General features: G+C 32.2%; 13 protein-coding genes. 11 read left to right on the top strand and 2 right to left on the bottom strand.

Features of this window, described 5'->3' with window-relative positions; translation table 11 throughout:
* The first annotated feature begins 5 nt into the window (after positions 1-5).
* The 10 genes from Q0739_RS07785 (at position 6) to Q0739_RS07740 (ending at position 11,682) form a co-directional block, all read left to right on the top strand.
* Positions 6-578 carry an RNA polymerase sigma factor gene (locus tag Q0739_RS07785; protein WP_298238151.1) on the top strand — a complete coding sequence of 191 codons (573 nt, stop codon included), beginning with the start codon at positions 6-8 and terminating at the stop codon, positions 576-578.
* A 2-nt stretch (positions 579-580) separates the two neighbouring features.
* The gene (locus tag Q0739_RS07780; RefSeq protein ID WP_298238150.1) at positions 581-757 is read left to right on the top strand and encodes a hypothetical protein; all 177 of its coding nucleotides are present in this window, start codon (positions 581-583) and stop codon (positions 755-757) included.
* A 31-nt stretch (positions 758-788) separates the two neighbouring features.
* On the top strand, positions 789-1,616 hold the full coding sequence (locus Q0739_RS07775; protein WP_298238149.1) for a mechanosensitive ion channel domain-containing protein: 828 nt from the start codon (positions 789-791) through the stop codon (positions 1,614-1,616).
* 130 nt (positions 1,617-1,746) lie between these two features.
* Positions 1,747-2,556, top strand: a complete 810-nt coding sequence (locus Q0739_RS07770) for a hypothetical protein (RefSeq protein WP_298238148.1) — start codon at positions 1,747-1,749, stop codon at positions 2,554-2,556.
* A 218-nt stretch (positions 2,557-2,774) separates the two neighbouring features.
* Positions 2,775-3,893, top strand: coding sequence for an alpha/beta hydrolase-fold protein (locus Q0739_RS07765; RefSeq protein ID WP_298238147.1), 1,119 nt, complete (start codon positions 2,775-2,777; stop codon positions 3,891-3,893).
* A gap of 353 nt (positions 3,894-4,246) precedes the next feature.
* A complete protein-coding gene (locus Q0739_RS07760; RefSeq protein ID WP_298238146.1) occupies positions 4,247-5,491 on the top strand; it encodes a glycosyltransferase in 1,245 nt (414 codons plus the stop codon).
* Between the two features lie 10 nt (positions 5,492-5,501).
* Positions 5,502-9,692 carry a phosphodiester glycosidase family protein gene (locus Q0739_RS07755; RefSeq protein WP_298238145.1) on the top strand — a complete coding sequence of 1,397 codons (4,191 nt, stop codon included), beginning with the start codon at positions 5,502-5,504 and terminating at the stop codon, positions 9,690-9,692.
* 81 nt (positions 9,693-9,773) lie between these two features.
* Positions 9,774-9,917 (top strand): hypothetical protein, encoded by a 144-nt coding sequence (locus Q0739_RS07750; RefSeq protein ID WP_298238144.1) that lies wholly within the window; start codon positions 9,774-9,776, stop codon positions 9,915-9,917.
* 72 nt (positions 9,918-9,989) lie between these two features.
* Positions 9,990-10,973: a hypothetical protein gene (locus tag Q0739_RS07745; RefSeq protein WP_298238143.1), complete on the top strand. Its 984-nt coding sequence runs from the start codon at positions 9,990-9,992 to the stop codon at positions 10,971-10,973.
* Between the two features lie 397 nt (positions 10,974-11,370).
* Positions 11,371-11,682 carry a GIY-YIG nuclease family protein gene (locus Q0739_RS07740; RefSeq protein WP_298238142.1) on the top strand — a complete coding sequence of 104 codons (312 nt, stop codon included), beginning with the start codon at positions 11,371-11,373 and terminating at the stop codon, positions 11,680-11,682.
* Between the two features lie 132 nt (positions 11,683-11,814).
* Here the strand turns inward: Q0739_RS07740 and Q0739_RS07735 are convergent, their stop codons facing one another.
* Entirely contained in the window at positions 11,815-13,167 is a 1,353-nt protein-coding gene (locus Q0739_RS07735; protein ID WP_298238141.1) for a DEAD/DEAH box helicase, read from the bottom strand.
* Between the two features lie 74 nt (positions 13,168-13,241).
* On the opposite strand from Q0739_RS07735, the gene Q0739_RS07730 reads away from it, so the two are divergent.
* Positions 13,242-14,537, top strand: coding sequence for an anthranilate synthase component I family protein (locus Q0739_RS07730; protein WP_298238217.1), 1,296 nt, complete (start codon positions 13,242-13,244; stop codon positions 14,535-14,537).
* Here Q0739_RS07730 and Q0739_RS07725 read toward each other — a convergent pair.
* On the bottom strand, positions 14,534-15,226 hold the full coding sequence (locus Q0739_RS07725; protein ID WP_298238140.1) for a hypothetical protein: 693 nt from the start codon (positions 15,224-15,226) through the stop codon (positions 14,534-14,536). The genes Q0739_RS07730 and Q0739_RS07725 overlap by 4 nt on opposite strands.
* Positions 15,227-15,532 lie beyond the last annotated feature (306 nt).

Here is a 15,532-nt window from a genome sequence, read left to right as displayed (position 1 = left end):
TACAATTGGATACCCTAGAAAATATAAACAAGCAAACAGACGAGTTTCTGGTAGAATCAATCGTAAAAAACAACGATACGTTGCTTTTTGAGATTTTATATGAAAGATATTCGACAGTTGTATATAATAAGTGTTATGGATTTGCAAGGGATGAAGATGAAGCAAAAGATTTAACACAAGATGTTTTTTTAAAACTATTTATAAAATTAGCTAGTTTTAAAGGGAAGTCGAAATTTTCAACTTGGTTGTATGCATTTACATATAACCATTGTGTAAATTATGTAACAAGGAATACAGCAAAAAAAATTGAAAAACAGTCTGTTGACTATAAGGATATAGAAAATATATCTGATGATGAAATAGAAGATAAGAGTTTTCTAAAAATGAAAGTAGATAAGCTAAAAGATGCTATGAATCTAATTTCACCAGATGAGAAAATGATTCTTTTATTAAAGTACCAAGACTATTTAACTATAAAAGAAATAGAATCGGTACTAGGAATAGGAGAAAGTGCAGTAAAGATGCGCATAAAAAGAGCCAAAGATAAACTAACATCAGTATACGCTGAAAACATCTAACCATGGAAAATCCGTTTAAACAAATAGACAGACCACTAAAGGAAGTTCCGCCAGAACTTAAGTCTAAAGTAATGAGCGACATAGCCATGGCTAAGCTTATTATGGAATTGGCTGCCTTGTTTTCATATAATATTGGTGATATTATAGAAACCGTGGTAAAAAATCGAGAAAATATTTAACTTATATAACCCTAACTTAAAAAGTGTAATCATGGAAAAAGCAACAAAATGGAAAGAGATGGCCATGGAGTCTTTAACTGCCATATGGAAAGAAATAGCAGAAGTATTTCCTAATATAATAGGTACCATTCTATTATTAATTTTTGGATGGCTATTAACCAAGTTAATTGTAAAAATTGTAAAAAAAGGATTAAAGCTTGCTCATGCCAATAAGCTTGATGATACTTTAAATGATATAGAGATAATTGAAGGTAAGAAACTAAATTTTGACACGGTTAAAATCGTATCGAAATTTGTAAAGTGGGTTATGTATATCATGCTCATTATTATGGCTTTAGATATTATGAATCTGACCATGATTTCTGAAAAAATTAGTGATTTGTTAAGCTATTTACCTCAGTTATTTACGGCTCTAATTATTTTTACCATAGGACTCATTTTAGCTAACCTTATAAAAAAGGGTATTCGCTCATTTTTCGAATCCATGGACTTATCGGGTGCCAAACTAATAAGCCAAGTAGTATTCTTTATTATACTTACGTTTGTTTCTATTACAGCATTGAACCAAGCAGGCGTAGATACTGAGATTATTACAAGTAATATAACCATGATTTTGGCAGCTTTTTTACTAGCATTTGCATTAGCATTTGGTTTTGGAGCACAAAATGCAGTAAGCAATCTATTAAAAACGTTTTATGCAAGAAAAATTTATGAGATTGGTCAAATTATAGAATTTAATAATATAAAAGGAGAAGTGGAGGCTATTAATAGTATTTCAGTAACTCTTAAAACAGAAAAAGGAAAATTAATAATCCCTATAAAAGACATTGTAGAAAGCCAAATAAAGATACGGGAGTAATTTTAAGTTAGGGTTAAAATTTGGTTGGTTACTTATCTCGTAGCTCGAAACGCTTTTTACGCAACCCTTTCCATTAATTTGGAAAGGGTTTTTTTATTTTTACATTTATAATCTAATATTATTAATGATTATGAAACGTAAGGAATTATTTGAGTTTGAAGATTTTAGTTGGTTTCCTTCGAGTATTAGAACTGGTATGACGAATCTTATTTTGGTTTTACATAAAATGATGGGAACTACTGAAGTTATATCGAGTCTTATTATAGATTTACAGAAAAAAGTTCATTTTAATGCCATTATAGATTTGGGTTCTGGTTCTGGAGGACCAATGCCAGAAGTTATAAATTACATCAATGAAAAGGAAAAAGAAGCTAAGTTGAATTTACTTTTAACCGATTTGCATCCAAACCCAAAATTAGTTAAAAAGACAAATACGAATGATAATGAATTCGTTAATTACCATAATGAATCAATAAACGCAGCAAATTTATTAGAAGCACCAAAAGGCTTGAAAACCATGATTGCTAGTTTTCATCATATGAACCCTGAAATAGCAAAAAACATTTTACAATCCGCCTTAAAAAGTAATCAACCTATTTTAATATATGAATTAGCAAAAAATAATGTGCCATTTATAATATGGGTATTGTTACTTCCAATATCTTTAAGCATTCTTATTATTATGTCATTATTAATGACACCTTTTTCAAAAAACCTAACAGTTACCCAACTACTTTTTACTTATCTCGTTCCAATAATTCCATTGGCATATGCTTGGGATGGTCAAGCATCTTTAATGCGTACTTATACTTTTGAAGATATTGAGCTATTGTTAATTGATTTAAAAACCACAAATTACAATTGGGAGATAAATGATGCTTTTAAAGAAAATGGAAAGAAGTTAGGGTATTACGTTAAAGGTTATCCGCTTGATAAATAGTTTGTTTATTGAACCTTGTCTAGGATTTATCATGTCTTTTTTTTGTAAGTTCTACTAATGTTAATGTAGTGATGTTAGTAAGTATTTCTCCATTAGTGAATGTATCAATCAGATTTAAAAGAATCACGGATGATAATAAATTTTTAAATAATCTAGATTTGTTTGATGTTTTTTGTAAGTTTATAACTATTCCTTACTGTAAATATCAATTATAAATCATGAAAAATCAGTTTCACGTAGTTTTCGTATTTGCTATTATTCTATTTATATTTCCTCATTCATTGTTAGGTCAAACTATTTCAAAAGAACCAAAAGATTTGTTTGTTGTTGGTGATGAATCAGTAACCTTTACCTCAAAAATTAACGATAGAGGATACAAATTGTACGTCAAACTACCCGATGGTTATGCAAATGATTCAACAAAAACCTATCCTGTTTATTACGCGCTTGATGCTTATGGGAATTTTGGGAGTACTACTTTTGTTTATAATGGCATTAGGTGGGACGGATTAGCTCCAGAAGTTATAATTGTTGGAGTTGCCTATGGTGGTGAAAAACCAGATGATTGGGTGCTTAGAGTAACAGATTTAACGCCAACAACTACGGTAGATATGCCATTGTCGGGTGGTGCATCTCAGTTTTTGAATGTTTTAAGTGATGAAATAATTCCTATGATTGATAGTCTTTATAGAACAGATAAAGTAAATCGAACTCTGGCAGGAACATCTTTTGGAGGTTTGTTTACACATTATGTGCTTTTTACAAAACCCACTTTGTTTAATGGTTATATAATAAATAACCCATCTTTTTGGTGGGACAATGGATACTCCTATAGACTAGAAGAAAAATTCTCAGAAAGTAATACAAGCATAAATGCCAGAGTTATGCTAGTTAGCGGTCAGTATGATCAAGTACAAAATGCAACTAAGATGGTTAACCAAATTAAAAAACGACGCTATAAAAACTTGGAATTAGGTTTTAGAATTGTTGAAAATATGGCGCACGCAGGAGGTGAATCTGAAGCCCTTTCTCAAGGCATGAGGTTTGTGTATCAAAGACCATTTATTATGTTGCCTAAAGATGAATTGCTGGAATACACTGGAAAATATAAAACCGATTATAATACTTTTGAGATTATTGTTAGAGATGGTGAGCTGACTTGGATTAATAACATCTTTTCCGAAGATTTAAAATTACATGCCCTAAACAAATCAGAGTTTTCATTAATAGGACAATATTATGATTTTCATTTTAAACGAGATGATAAGGGAAAGGTTTCTGGCTTATTTTGTCACCTTTATCCTGGGTTTTCAATTACCGCTACCAAAATTAAATAAACTTCAATACCTCTGTTAATACTTATATTTTTTTATCACTGATGCCATATAAGTCAGAAATATTTCTTTTATGAGTTTTTGTGTATGATAACGAAGGAGGTTTTGCAGCATAGCATCAAACATTACGGACAGCACATAATACAAATTTAATTATGGAAATGGATTAGGTTTCTATTTAAAATGATTAATTATAGATTATCATTTTATCAATATATTTCCATTATATTTCATAACCCATTTTTAAATATTATTAAAATTTTTGAAGTGGTAATTTCTTAAACATAAGCTTTCAAAACCTTTCAGCTTTTTTATAAAAATGTATCTTTAGGTATGCAACTTTATATTTAATTTATATGCGAATAGGTATTATTATTGGAAGAATTGGAGGTGTTGATGGTGTGGCGCTTGAAACAGAGAAATGGATAGATATATTAAAAAAACTAGGTCATGAAGTCTTTATTATGTCAGGAGAATTTGAGTCTTGGGATATGGATTATGAACATGATTATCTATTTCCAGCTTTATCTTTTTTTTCAGTAGAAGCCGAATGGGGCCAGCGTAAAGCGTTTTACGAACCCGATAAAAATCCAGAACCATTATTAGACCATGTTGAAGATGCCTCTAACATGATTTATAAAGCAATGCTTCAATGGGTAGCAGATAAAAAAATTGACGCTATACTTTCAGAAAATGCCTCAGCACTCCCTTGCCATTTATCCATGGGGGTTGCTATTAAAAAACTCATTACAGAAACTGGATTACCCATTGTAACGCACGACCATGATTTTCATTGGGAACGTGGTCAGCGTTATGTTTCAGCACATCCAGAAATCAATCAATATATTGATGATAATTTCCCTTTATTAATTCCACATGTTAAGCATGCGGTTATTAACACTTTCGGAGTAGAAACCTTTAAAAACAGATTTAATATTGATGCGACTTTAGTCCCAAATGTGATGGATTTTAATCGTGTTTACGGTGTCCCAACTCCAGAAAACCAGTTCTTTCTAAAAGATATAGGTATTACAGATGATGAAATTGCATTATTACAAGTCACCCGTATTGTTAGGCGAAAAGGTATTGAAACCGCTATTTCGTTAATAGATAAGCTAGATGATAAAAAGTTAAAGCTTGTTATTACAGGAAATAATAATGATGATGAAAATAAAGAATATTACAATGAATTAATCGATCAAATTCATGATTTAAATTTGGCTAATCAAGTCATATTCGCAGCACACAAAGTACTAGATCATAAAGATTTATCTGATGTTTACGCACACGGAAGAGCCTGTACTTACTTTAGCACCTATGAAGGTTTTGGAAACGCTTTTGTAGAATGTGTACTTGCCAAAAAGCCCATATTCGTAAATAACTACAAACCAGTTTATATGCAGGATATTGGTAATAAAGGTTTTGAAACTGTGATGACTGAAGATGGGAATTTAACCAGTGAAAAAGTGCAGCAAATGTCTGATATCATTTATAATCCAAAACGATGTTTAGAAATTGGTGAATATAATTTTAACCTTGGTAAAAAATATTTTTCATACGATGTACTTGAAGGAAAATTAAATAGCCTATTTACGTTTTAAGAAACTAAAAATGACTAAAAAAACAACAACGAAAATTACAAATATTTTAAATGAACTTAAAAATGAAAAAATAAATACCTGGTTTGATTTAGGGTTATTTATTGACAGATTTAAAGAACGAGATTCGCAATCAGCTTTTACAAGAGATGCACCATTATTTGATGCACACATAGAAAAAGGTGGTATTGCATTTTTAACCTTTTACTTCACTATAGACGGTATTACGGTAGAAACCGAAAAATACGCAAAAACCTTTAAAAAGATTTACCCTAATATTCCTATTCATTTTGTAGCAGGAGATATTAAGCAGGAGGCTGATGAGTTAATTCCAAAAGACGCTTTTAAAAAGGTGTTTCCAGAAATGGAAGCTTTTGATGCATGGCCATTATATGATGATTTCTTTAGAGTGAAAATGGAACGCGGTAGTGAAGCTTACAATAACCTTATTGGTAAGTTTTGGCAAGAGGTTTTAGTTTTAGTAGAAAAGTTGGGTACTTATATTGAAGAACATGATATTTCGCTTCTGTATTTAATTAATGTGTGCTCAAATCCGGGTAATGTGTCTTTAGCCTTTGCTACGGTTTTAATTTCAGAATATTTAGGCATTCCTGTGATTAATAATAATCATGATTTTTATTGGGAAGGTGGTAATAGAGCAATAGAAATTAAAGCAAAAGGATTAAAAAAAGGTCCGAGAGATTTCTTTTTCCATAATGCGCATGTAGGCGAGTTTTTCTCGGTTATAGAAATGCTATATCCATGGGAAAGTCGCTCTTGGATGAATGTAAATATTAATAAAATTCAACAAAATCATCTTATAGATGTCAATGGGCATAATCCTGCTAATGTGGCACTATTAGGTACTGCGGTAGATACCAAAATGCACCAAATGAGTAAGCGCGATATTATAAAAGCGTTTATGCAAGTATCTACTATTTTTGCTAATCATAAAGATACCATAACAGTACATACTGCGGCACATCATACAGATAGTGAACGCTCATTAAAACCCATTTTACTAGGCTATAAAACCATTCGTAAATTTGATTTTGTAAATAATAACATTGTTTTTTTACAACCTACACGAGTCATTAGTAGAAAATCTATCGAGCTTAATTTTAAATTGATTAAGCGCTTATTTTCGTATGATTCATTTGCTGAAAAATTTATTACGAATCCGCAATTAAAACTGTCTTTAATTGTTTCAGGTCCTATACCTCACGGGCAACAGAATTATTATCACGATTTAAAGAAAGATTTTAAAAATTTCCTCGAAGCGCTTCCAAAAGCATTCAAATCTAGAGTACTACTCGGGTTTTTATTTAGTGAGTTTGATAAAAATGAATTCAAGAAAAAACATAAAAAGCCATTAGATATAGAACAGCTTTACGATGTAGCATCTTTAATTTTATTACCAAGTCAAACTGAAGGTAGAGGCTTACCAATTATTGAAGCAGCAGCATGTGGCACCCCTATATTTTGCAGACAATATGAACCTAGAGAAGTTTATGATGAGGTAATTGGTCGTCATTTAGATGAGTCGTTGCGTCTTAATGTTTTTGAATTTAAAGGCTCAAAAGTTCCAAAACGATTAGCAGAAAAAATATGCGACCATGTGTTTTATCCTCAAAACAGAATGGTAGATGTAACGCATAATAGAAGCGTTATTAATAAGCGCTATAGCTTAGAAGCTTTGCAAAAAAACATGGCGTATATTATTGGGCGACTGCATTTACAGTTAAACGCTATTTCTAATACAGTTAATACACAAGTGGTTAATTTATTAGAAGCATACAAAGCCATGGTCGATTTTGAGAATGACGACCTTCATGCCATTCTTAATAAAAAAACCAGACATTATTTACCTGGTTATGGTAGGCTGTCATTTATGATCTATTTAAAATCGTTGATTGACCCAAGTTTTTTTAGGGTAGAAGAGCAGCTTATAAAAGGAAAAGTGATGAGTTATGCTAGAATGATGGAAAATGATATTCCAGATTTGGTAAATACTGATTTACAACTCATTCATAAATATTACAACGCCATTGATGATATTTTTAAGTATGTTGATGGAGAATTTGAAATAAGACATGACCATGCCTTAGCATACAGACATAGGAATAAAAAGAAATATGCCTACCAAGATTTTACCTATCAAGAGGTAACAGGTTTGGTAAATATGATTTATAGCGATGTTTTTAAGCCAAAAAACTTACCAGACTTAACTTTAGCACCACAGTTTTTTGCCGATTGGGAATTGGCCTTATTTCAATTAACTAATAGTCGGTTTTTAGGGATAGATGACCGTAAGATTTTAACTGAAAAGTTAAAAAATAATGTGCCTAAAGGCTATTTTCCTGGACGTTATATTAAGCATGAATTAGAGTATTTTGTGCTACAGCCTATTCGTGCACAACTTAAGCTTAAAATTGAAGAAGAGCTTACTGCTGAAGTGCTTAAAGAAAAGGGCGAAGCATTAGAAAAGGTCTATATTTTTATTCATGAACCAAGAATAACCAAATGGTTTTCAAATGCGAATATTAAGGAGTATTTAGAAAGTGATAAAGAACCTGAACTGGGACTGCTATTTAAAATGGGTGTTGTTCAAATTATAGAAACCAAACAGTGGTCTGAAGGGGTGCATTTTCCACAAATGGGAGCCAAGGCGATTAAGGTTTTACGAGATATTAAAGACGCTAATGGTTTTATAATTACCAATGGCGAATATGCTGCAATGATGACCGATATTATAGAAATTGATCATTTTCATATTGGTAAGGTACAACATACCATGACTGCTAAAATTATGGGAATTCCTAAGGATAGTGGTTTTATACAATTTGTGCCAGCGGCTGTACGTACCACTTTAGCATTTCCTACACCCATACAAACAGCCAAAGATTTTGATACCATTTTAAAAGGTGATTTATATAAAACACTTAAAAACACACTTGGCGAAAAGGAATTATTGAAACTTATTTCTAAAGATGCCATTGAAAACGGAACACCAATTGCGAAGTTATTAGAACAAATTAGTGATAGTTTAAATGATACTAAAACGGTTGAAAAAGTAAAATCATCATTTGCAGGTGGTGTTTATGAAGATGGTTTACCGTGGAGTGGCGTATTAGCCGAAATTGATACCAAAAAGCATAACTGGAAGTTTGCAGCACATATTGCTAACACAGCCCCTAAAAATGTGCCAGCACTCATTAAGGAATATCAAAAGAAAAGCAAAAACAAAAATAAAATAGAATTAGCTTGGAATGGTGGTTATATATTAAACCCTGAATTGGTGGGAAAACTAGGTTTGCCAGAAACTTATATTGGTTCGCCTTTAGGTTTGTTAATTATGAACAACACTGTGTTTTGCCCACCGCTTTTTAATAAACCAGCGTTTATTATTTATAAAAATGGCGATGTAGATATACGGAAGGTAAACAGTAAAGCAGGTTTTATTGTAAAAGGCAAACAAGACATGGTATTTGCTGCAAGCCATTATAACACACACAGTAATACGGAACCTTGTTTTTACGATTTGTCTTACACAGAAGACAGCATCCAAGGCAATGGCAATATTATTTTAAGATTAGCAGGCCATACGATTAAGCAAATCATTAAAACAAAAGCCAATGAGGCGGTACCCGTTATTCCAGTTGGGATTACTTTGTCTATACCAGCAGCGGTCTATGCTAGTGGTGTGTTTGAAGAAGTTATGTCACTAGATATTCAGTTATTAGAACCAGAAACCAATCCTTATAAATGGGATGACATCTCCTATGCTATTGAAGCAGGCCCAATGCTAATAGACGACGGGAAACAAATTTTAAATATGGAAGATGAAGGTTGGAAAACCTCGAATTCCATTAAAACCCAAGCAGCGAGATTAGATTTTACCGATATGCGTGGTCCAAAAATAGCTGTGGGTATTACCAAAGCAGGGAAATTAATGGTGCTTATGGTAAACGGGCGTATTAGAGAATCTGTAGGAGCTACCCATTTTGATATGGTAGATATACTTTTAAAATATGGTATGGATAAAGCTATGGGCTTTGATCCTGGAGGAAGTAGCACCTTAGTAGTTGACGGTACTATTATGAATATTTCGCCCTACAATAAAAATTACGAGAAAGATATTTACTCCTTACCACCAGAACCACGGTTTGTAGCTAATGCAATTATGGGTTGGATTGAGGGGTAAGGTTTTGGGTTTGCATATAAAAATGATTTTACAATTGAAAATATATATCAGATAGGCGAGGTGTTAAAAATATCTGATACTTTGAATAGAGTAGAACTGGAGTTTAAAGCTATCTCTAATTTTATGCAGATAAAAGATTCGGTTTTTGCTTATATAACTACAAAATCCATAATAGTAGATGGTAAAGAAGTTAGTACTAATAAGGTGAAGTTTTCAAGGCATTAGGTACGAATTTTTTTATAACTTTGTTTAAGTTAAATTCAATAAATAATTCTTAGATATTTTTACTCCCAGTCTATGAAAACATCAATTTTTAAGTTTGTTTTAGCTTCATTTGTCTTGGTAATAGTGTTGTTCTCTTGTGATGATAATAGTTCAGTAAACCCGGTTTCGGTTTATAATGATCCTTGCGAAACAGTTTCTCCAACCCCAGACAGTTTAAAGTTTCATGGTACTTACGATAAGCCAATCGTTAATTCACCAAATGAGGAGTTATTTTATTCCGAAGAAGTTGTAGAGATTCAATGGGAGCTATTTAATGATTTGAAAAATAGCGAATTACAAATAATTGAGCTTGATGCTCCTTATAGTTGTTATGATTATGAGAAGTTCCACTTGCTTGATAATAATCTTTCTGCAGGTTATGGCAACCAGTATGTTTATTATTATTCTTTGGGTTTGTTAGGACCAAGTCTTACCGATACAATTTATGTAGCCTATAGAGTTAGGGCGTCAGATATTGAGTATCCAAAAAACTATAGTTTATGGACTCATGTTAAGACTTTTACCATGGCACCATTATCAAATTTGAAGAAAGAAACTGTTTTAGTTTCATACGATTTTGATTTTGTAACCGAGGAGCTAAATGAAGATTATTATTCGGGCTTATTAAAAAAGGCTAATTATAAAATAGCGGATATAGCTTTTGATAATAATCTTGACCCCGAGAAGGTAAGGTTTGTGAGACCTGTTAAGTTTGAAACTGATTTTTTAACAACGGCCTCGAACGGAAGTGTCCCGTTTTCAAGAATTAGAATTGGTTTTGAAGAAGATTTTGAATGGAATAAGGAGTTTTCACCGTTTGAGGTATTTGGTGAAGTTGAGCCTGGGTCATTTGAGGTAAGTCCAGTGAAGGGAATACTTTACCAAACTAATTCTGGTAATTACCTTGAGGAAATGAAAAATTATAATTTGAAAGTTTCCTATAAATTAACAGATGAAGTAGGGAGTCAACATAAAATTAGAATAACTCTTACCTTTGAAATTTATAGCGATTACTAAAAGGTTTGTTATTTTACAGCTTGCTGAAAAGTTATTTATTTTTTTTACAAGTGTTGATTTACTTTTTTTAATTCCTACTAAATTAAATCATTCAAAACTTCAGCTAATCGTATACTGTCTGCCGTATTGAGTAAGAAAACGAAAGAGCAAGCTTTTACAAAAATGTAGAGGCTTTTTTAGTTAGTTTGCTGCCACTAGTAAATACTAGTGGGTAGCTGTGTGAATGAGGTTTTCTAGATTCCTGACTTCGCAGGAATGACAAACAGGGTAAAATCTTTCTAAAAAAGATTTATGGTAAATTAATTTTTAATCAGATTATTTCAAGTGTAATACTAACTTTATATAGAAATTGTCATTCCTGCGCAGGCAGGAATCCACTCACTAATAAAAATGTTTTATGTATAAAACAATTCACCAATATTACCTTTATATAATCACCAATAAAAAAAATAGAACATTATACACTGGTGTTACCAATGATTTGGAAAGAAGAATGTTTGAGCATAAAAATAAATTGGTAGAAGGCTTTTCTTCACAATATAATTTAAACAAACTCATGTATTTTGAAACATACCAATACGTAAATGATGCTATTAAAAGGGAGAAGAATATGAAAAAATGGAAGCGGCAATGGAAGATTAATTTGATAGAAGAAGAAAATGCAAATTGGGTCGATTTGTCAAGAGATTGGACATATTTGATTGATTGAACAATGGATTCTTACCTGCGCAGGAATGACAAAAAAACAAAAGATATAGCAGAAACCCCGACCCCTTTAACGCCCAAAAACTAAAATATGAAATTTTAAAAAACGTAAATTACCACAAACTGAAAACTGAGACTACTTCTTCTTATTCCGTTTATTATAATTCTTATCACCTCTAGTTTTAGGCTTTTTATACTTAGCAGCAATTTTAAATTTATAGCTTCCGCCTAAATTTTCTTTTTGATTCTTCTCAGATTTTTCATGAAATGCTGGTCCAGGGGCATCTTCATCTCTGCGTTTATTAGGATTGTTGCGTTCTTTTATTTGCGGACGTTCCTCTTCAATCAGTTCAGTAGAAATTTCAACCGCTTCAGGGATTTCTAGGACGGGAATAGTCATTTTCATTAACAACTCGATATTTTCAATGGCTTCTTCTTCCTTTTTAGTAGAAAACACCAAGGCTTGACCTTCGCGTTCTGCACGCCCCGTTCTACCAATACGGTGCATGTAATTTTCTGGAAAATCTGGCGTATCGAAATTAATAACATGTGAGACATTATCAATATCTAAACCACGTGCCATAACATCGGTAGCCACTAAAATGCGGTTTTCACCATTCCTGAATTGCTCAATGCTTCGAAGTCTGTAATTCTGTGTTTTATTGGAGTGGATAACGCAGAGTTCTTCTTTAAAGAATTCATCTAATTTTTCAAAAAGGCGGTCTGCCATACGCTTAAAAGCAACAAAAATCAAGACTTTGTTATACTGTTCGGTATCGTTTAATAAATGCACCAATAAATTTACTTTGGTGTAAAAGTTAGGTACATTATACCGATGTTGCGAAATGTTATCTAACGGCGTACCAGAAACGGCAATGGAAACACGCTCTGGACTTTTAAAGAAGTCATTAATTAGTAAATCGACATCTTGTGTCATGGTAGCCGAAAACATAATGTTTTGGCGGCGTTGTGGCAGGATATCAAAAATATTAATCAGTTGGTGCCTAAACCCTAAATCGAGCATAACATCCACTTCATCAATCACTAATTTCTGAATGGATTTTAGTTGTAAAACACGTGTTAAAGCTAAATCATACAAACGCCCTGGTGTGGCTACCAAAATGTCAATACCTTGTGCAATAGCTTGTTTTTGTGTGTTTATATTAGTGCCTCCATAAACACCCAAAACACGATTGTTAATGTATTTGGATAGTTTTTCAATTTCGTCAACCACCTGAACCACTAACTCACGAGTTGGGACTAATACCAAAACACGAGGATTTTCTTGTTTTGAGAACTTTAAATTCCGCAGTATAGGCAACATATAAGCAAAGGTTTTACCTGTACCTGTTTGTGCAATACCTACTACATCTTTTCCAGAAGCCACTACGTTAAAGGCTTGTTCTTGTATAGGTGTAGGCGTATAAAAACCTAAATCGTCTAAGGCATTATGTAACGGTGTGTTTATATTTAAATCTTGAAAGCTCATTAAGTAATTTTAATATGTGGCAAAGATAGTTTTTTAACAGGTTTAAATTTCAGTAATTTGCAATCAATCATTTTATATTGAGAACGAAACAAATTCAAAACATAAAGGATATAGAATCCTTTAAAAATCAATTACTGGTTTGGGCACAGCAATTCGATGATGTTGTGTGGTTAGATTCTAATAACTATCATCAAAAATATGCGAACTACGATGCGGTTTTGGCGGTTGAAGCTTTTACCTGTATTCAAACAGATTATAAAAATGCGTTTGAGGATTTAAAAGAATACCAAACAGTTACTAAAGATTGGATTTTTGGTTATTTAACCTATGATTTAAAAAATGATATTGAAGATTTATCCTCTGAAAATTTTGATGGATTGGAGTTTCCAGATCTATATTTTTTTCAGCCTAAAAAATTGTTTTTAATTAAGGGTAATCGTATTGAAATTCAATATTTAAGTTGTGTTGACGATGAATTTGAAGAAGATTTACTATCAATTAAAAAAAGTAATTACGAACCATGCTTTAGTGGTTGTAATAATATTAAAATAAAGCTCCGTATTCATAAAGATGAATATTTTGAAAAGGTTGAAACCATGCTAAATCATATTCATCGGGGTGATATTTACGAAGCTAACTTTTGTCAAGAGTTTTATGCTGAAAGCACGCAGATAAACCCATTGGATACGTATTTAAAATTGAATAGTATTTCTAAACCTCCATTCGCATCATTCATTAAAATGTTTGATAAGTATGTGTTATGCGCATCACCAGAACGCTATTTAAAAAAAGAAAATAATACTGTGTTGTCTCAACCTATTAAAGGGACTGCAAAACGATCAGTTTCTTTAGAAGAAGACAACCAACTTAAAGCAGATTTATTGGGAGATGAAAAAGAACGCAGCGAAAATATTATGATTGTTGATTTGGTACGCAACGATTTATCAAAAACCGCAATAAAAGGCAGTGTTAAAGTTGAAGAGTTATGCAGAATTTATACCTTCGATCAAGTCCATCAAATGATATCTACAGTCACATCAAAGGTAGATACAGCAACACATCCTGTTGATATTATAAAAAGCACCTTTCCTATGGGAAGCATGACTGGAGCACCTAAAATTTCAGCAATGCAAATTATTGAAAATTTAGAAGAAACTAAACGTGGTGTATATTCAGGTGCTATTGGTTATTTTTCTCCTGAAGGCAATTTCGATTTCAACGTAGTAATTCGTAGCATTTTGTATAACGAAACAACCCAATACACTTCATACTCCGTAGGAGGTGCCATAACAGCAAAAAGCAATCCTTTAAAAGAATACGAAGAGTGTTTGGTGAAAGCTAAAGCAATGCGCGAGGTTTTAGAGAGTTAAATAAGATGCCCCTTAAAATCTTCAATAGCTAATTCTAAAATGCGTTTCACACGTTTTGCTTCAATATTTTTTATAGTTGCAATTTCTTTAAAGCTTAATTTCCCAAAAACAAACAAATCTACAATATCAGAGACTCTTAAAGGTAACCAAGTATAATATTTACCTAATAAATGTTTATTACGGTTCGTAGAAATATCCGAAATTTCAAAAGCATTTTGTATTGAAGCATTACTATCATCATATACAAAAACATGTTTATCTTCTTGGTCTTGGTGGTATGAAATGTCACTTAATTCTTCATTCATTATAAAATCAAAATCCTCATCTACCGTAAAATTTTCATCTAAACCATCAAGCTCGTCCTTCAGAATAGAGTCGGTGCTCATGGTGTTTTGATGAAAAGCTTCTTTTTTAAATAAGTCATCCAAATCAGCATCCACAATTTTAAAAAGTTCAATTTTTATAACAGCAATTTCCGCATCAACATTATATCCTTGCTCATAAAATTTAGCAATACCCTCATCTATAATATCGTTAGATTTGTACATGTTTTTCGGGATAATCTTAGTAGATTCAGCAATATACAAGCGGTGTTTAACATACGCCTGCAAGTGTTGTGTTGCAGAAATCACCTTGTTGTTAAATACAGTTTGCGCAGTTTTGTCGTTTAATTTATCTATAGTACACATAGCTCAATAATTTAAAAATACTTGTTTAAAGTTACAAAAACTCCAAAAAGAACTTATGATTTTTGTCATGCGAAAGTCCGTTTAAGATGATTATATACTATAGTCTGTATAAATAATTTTATGGCGCAACCCTAAAGGGTCGGGCTATCCGCTACAAGTCCTCGCTCGTGCCTCGCTGTGGGCTTTCCACTTCTATCCCTTGCGCATCCATCTGCTGGCTTATTTCTTAAAAGCGAACACCATCAAATCTAAAAACTTTGCGCCTTTGCGCCTTTGTGAGAATAAAATAAAACTTAACTTTGAAAT

It is taken from the genome of uncultured Algibacter sp., from assembly GCF_947487605.1.
GTDB lineage: Bacteria > Bacteroidota > Bacteroidia > Flavobacteriales > Flavobacteriaceae > Algibacter_D.
Note: the sequence above shows the minus strand (reverse complement) of the source record. Positions and strands in the feature narration are given on the sequence as shown.

Coding starts and splice junctions, on each gene's coding strand:
- Q0739_RS07735 (WP_298238141.1), bottom strand. CDS start 13,167: ATGAGCTTTCAAGATTTAAATATAAACACACCGTTACATAATGCCTTA.
- Q0739_RS07760 (WP_298238146.1), top strand. CDS start 4,247: ATGCGAATAGGTATTATTATTGGAAGAATTGGAGGTGTTGATGGTGTG.
- Q0739_RS07740 (WP_298238142.1), top strand. CDS start 11,371: ATGTATAAAACAATTCACCAATATTACCTTTATATAATCACCAATAAA.
- Q0739_RS07765 (WP_298238147.1), top strand. CDS start 2,775: ATGAAAAATCAGTTTCACGTAGTTTTCGTATTTGCTATTATTCTATTT.
- Q0739_RS07725 (WP_298238140.1), bottom strand. CDS start 15,226: ATGTGTACTATAGATAAATTAAACGACAAAACTGCGCAAACTGTATTT.
- Q0739_RS07775 (WP_298238149.1), top strand. CDS start 789: ATGGAAAAAGCAACAAAATGGAAAGAGATGGCCATGGAGTCTTTAACT.
- Q0739_RS07780 (WP_298238150.1), top strand. CDS start 581: ATGGAAAATCCGTTTAAACAAATAGACAGACCACTAAAGGAAGTTCCG.
- Q0739_RS07770 (WP_298238148.1), top strand. CDS start 1,747: ATGAAACGTAAGGAATTATTTGAGTTTGAAGATTTTAGTTGGTTTCCT.
- Q0739_RS07755 (WP_298238145.1), top strand. CDS start 5,502: ATGACTAAAAAAACAACAACGAAAATTACAAATATTTTAAATGAACTT.
- Q0739_RS07745 (WP_298238143.1), top strand. CDS start 9,990: ATGAAAACATCAATTTTTAAGTTTGTTTTAGCTTCATTTGTCTTGGTA.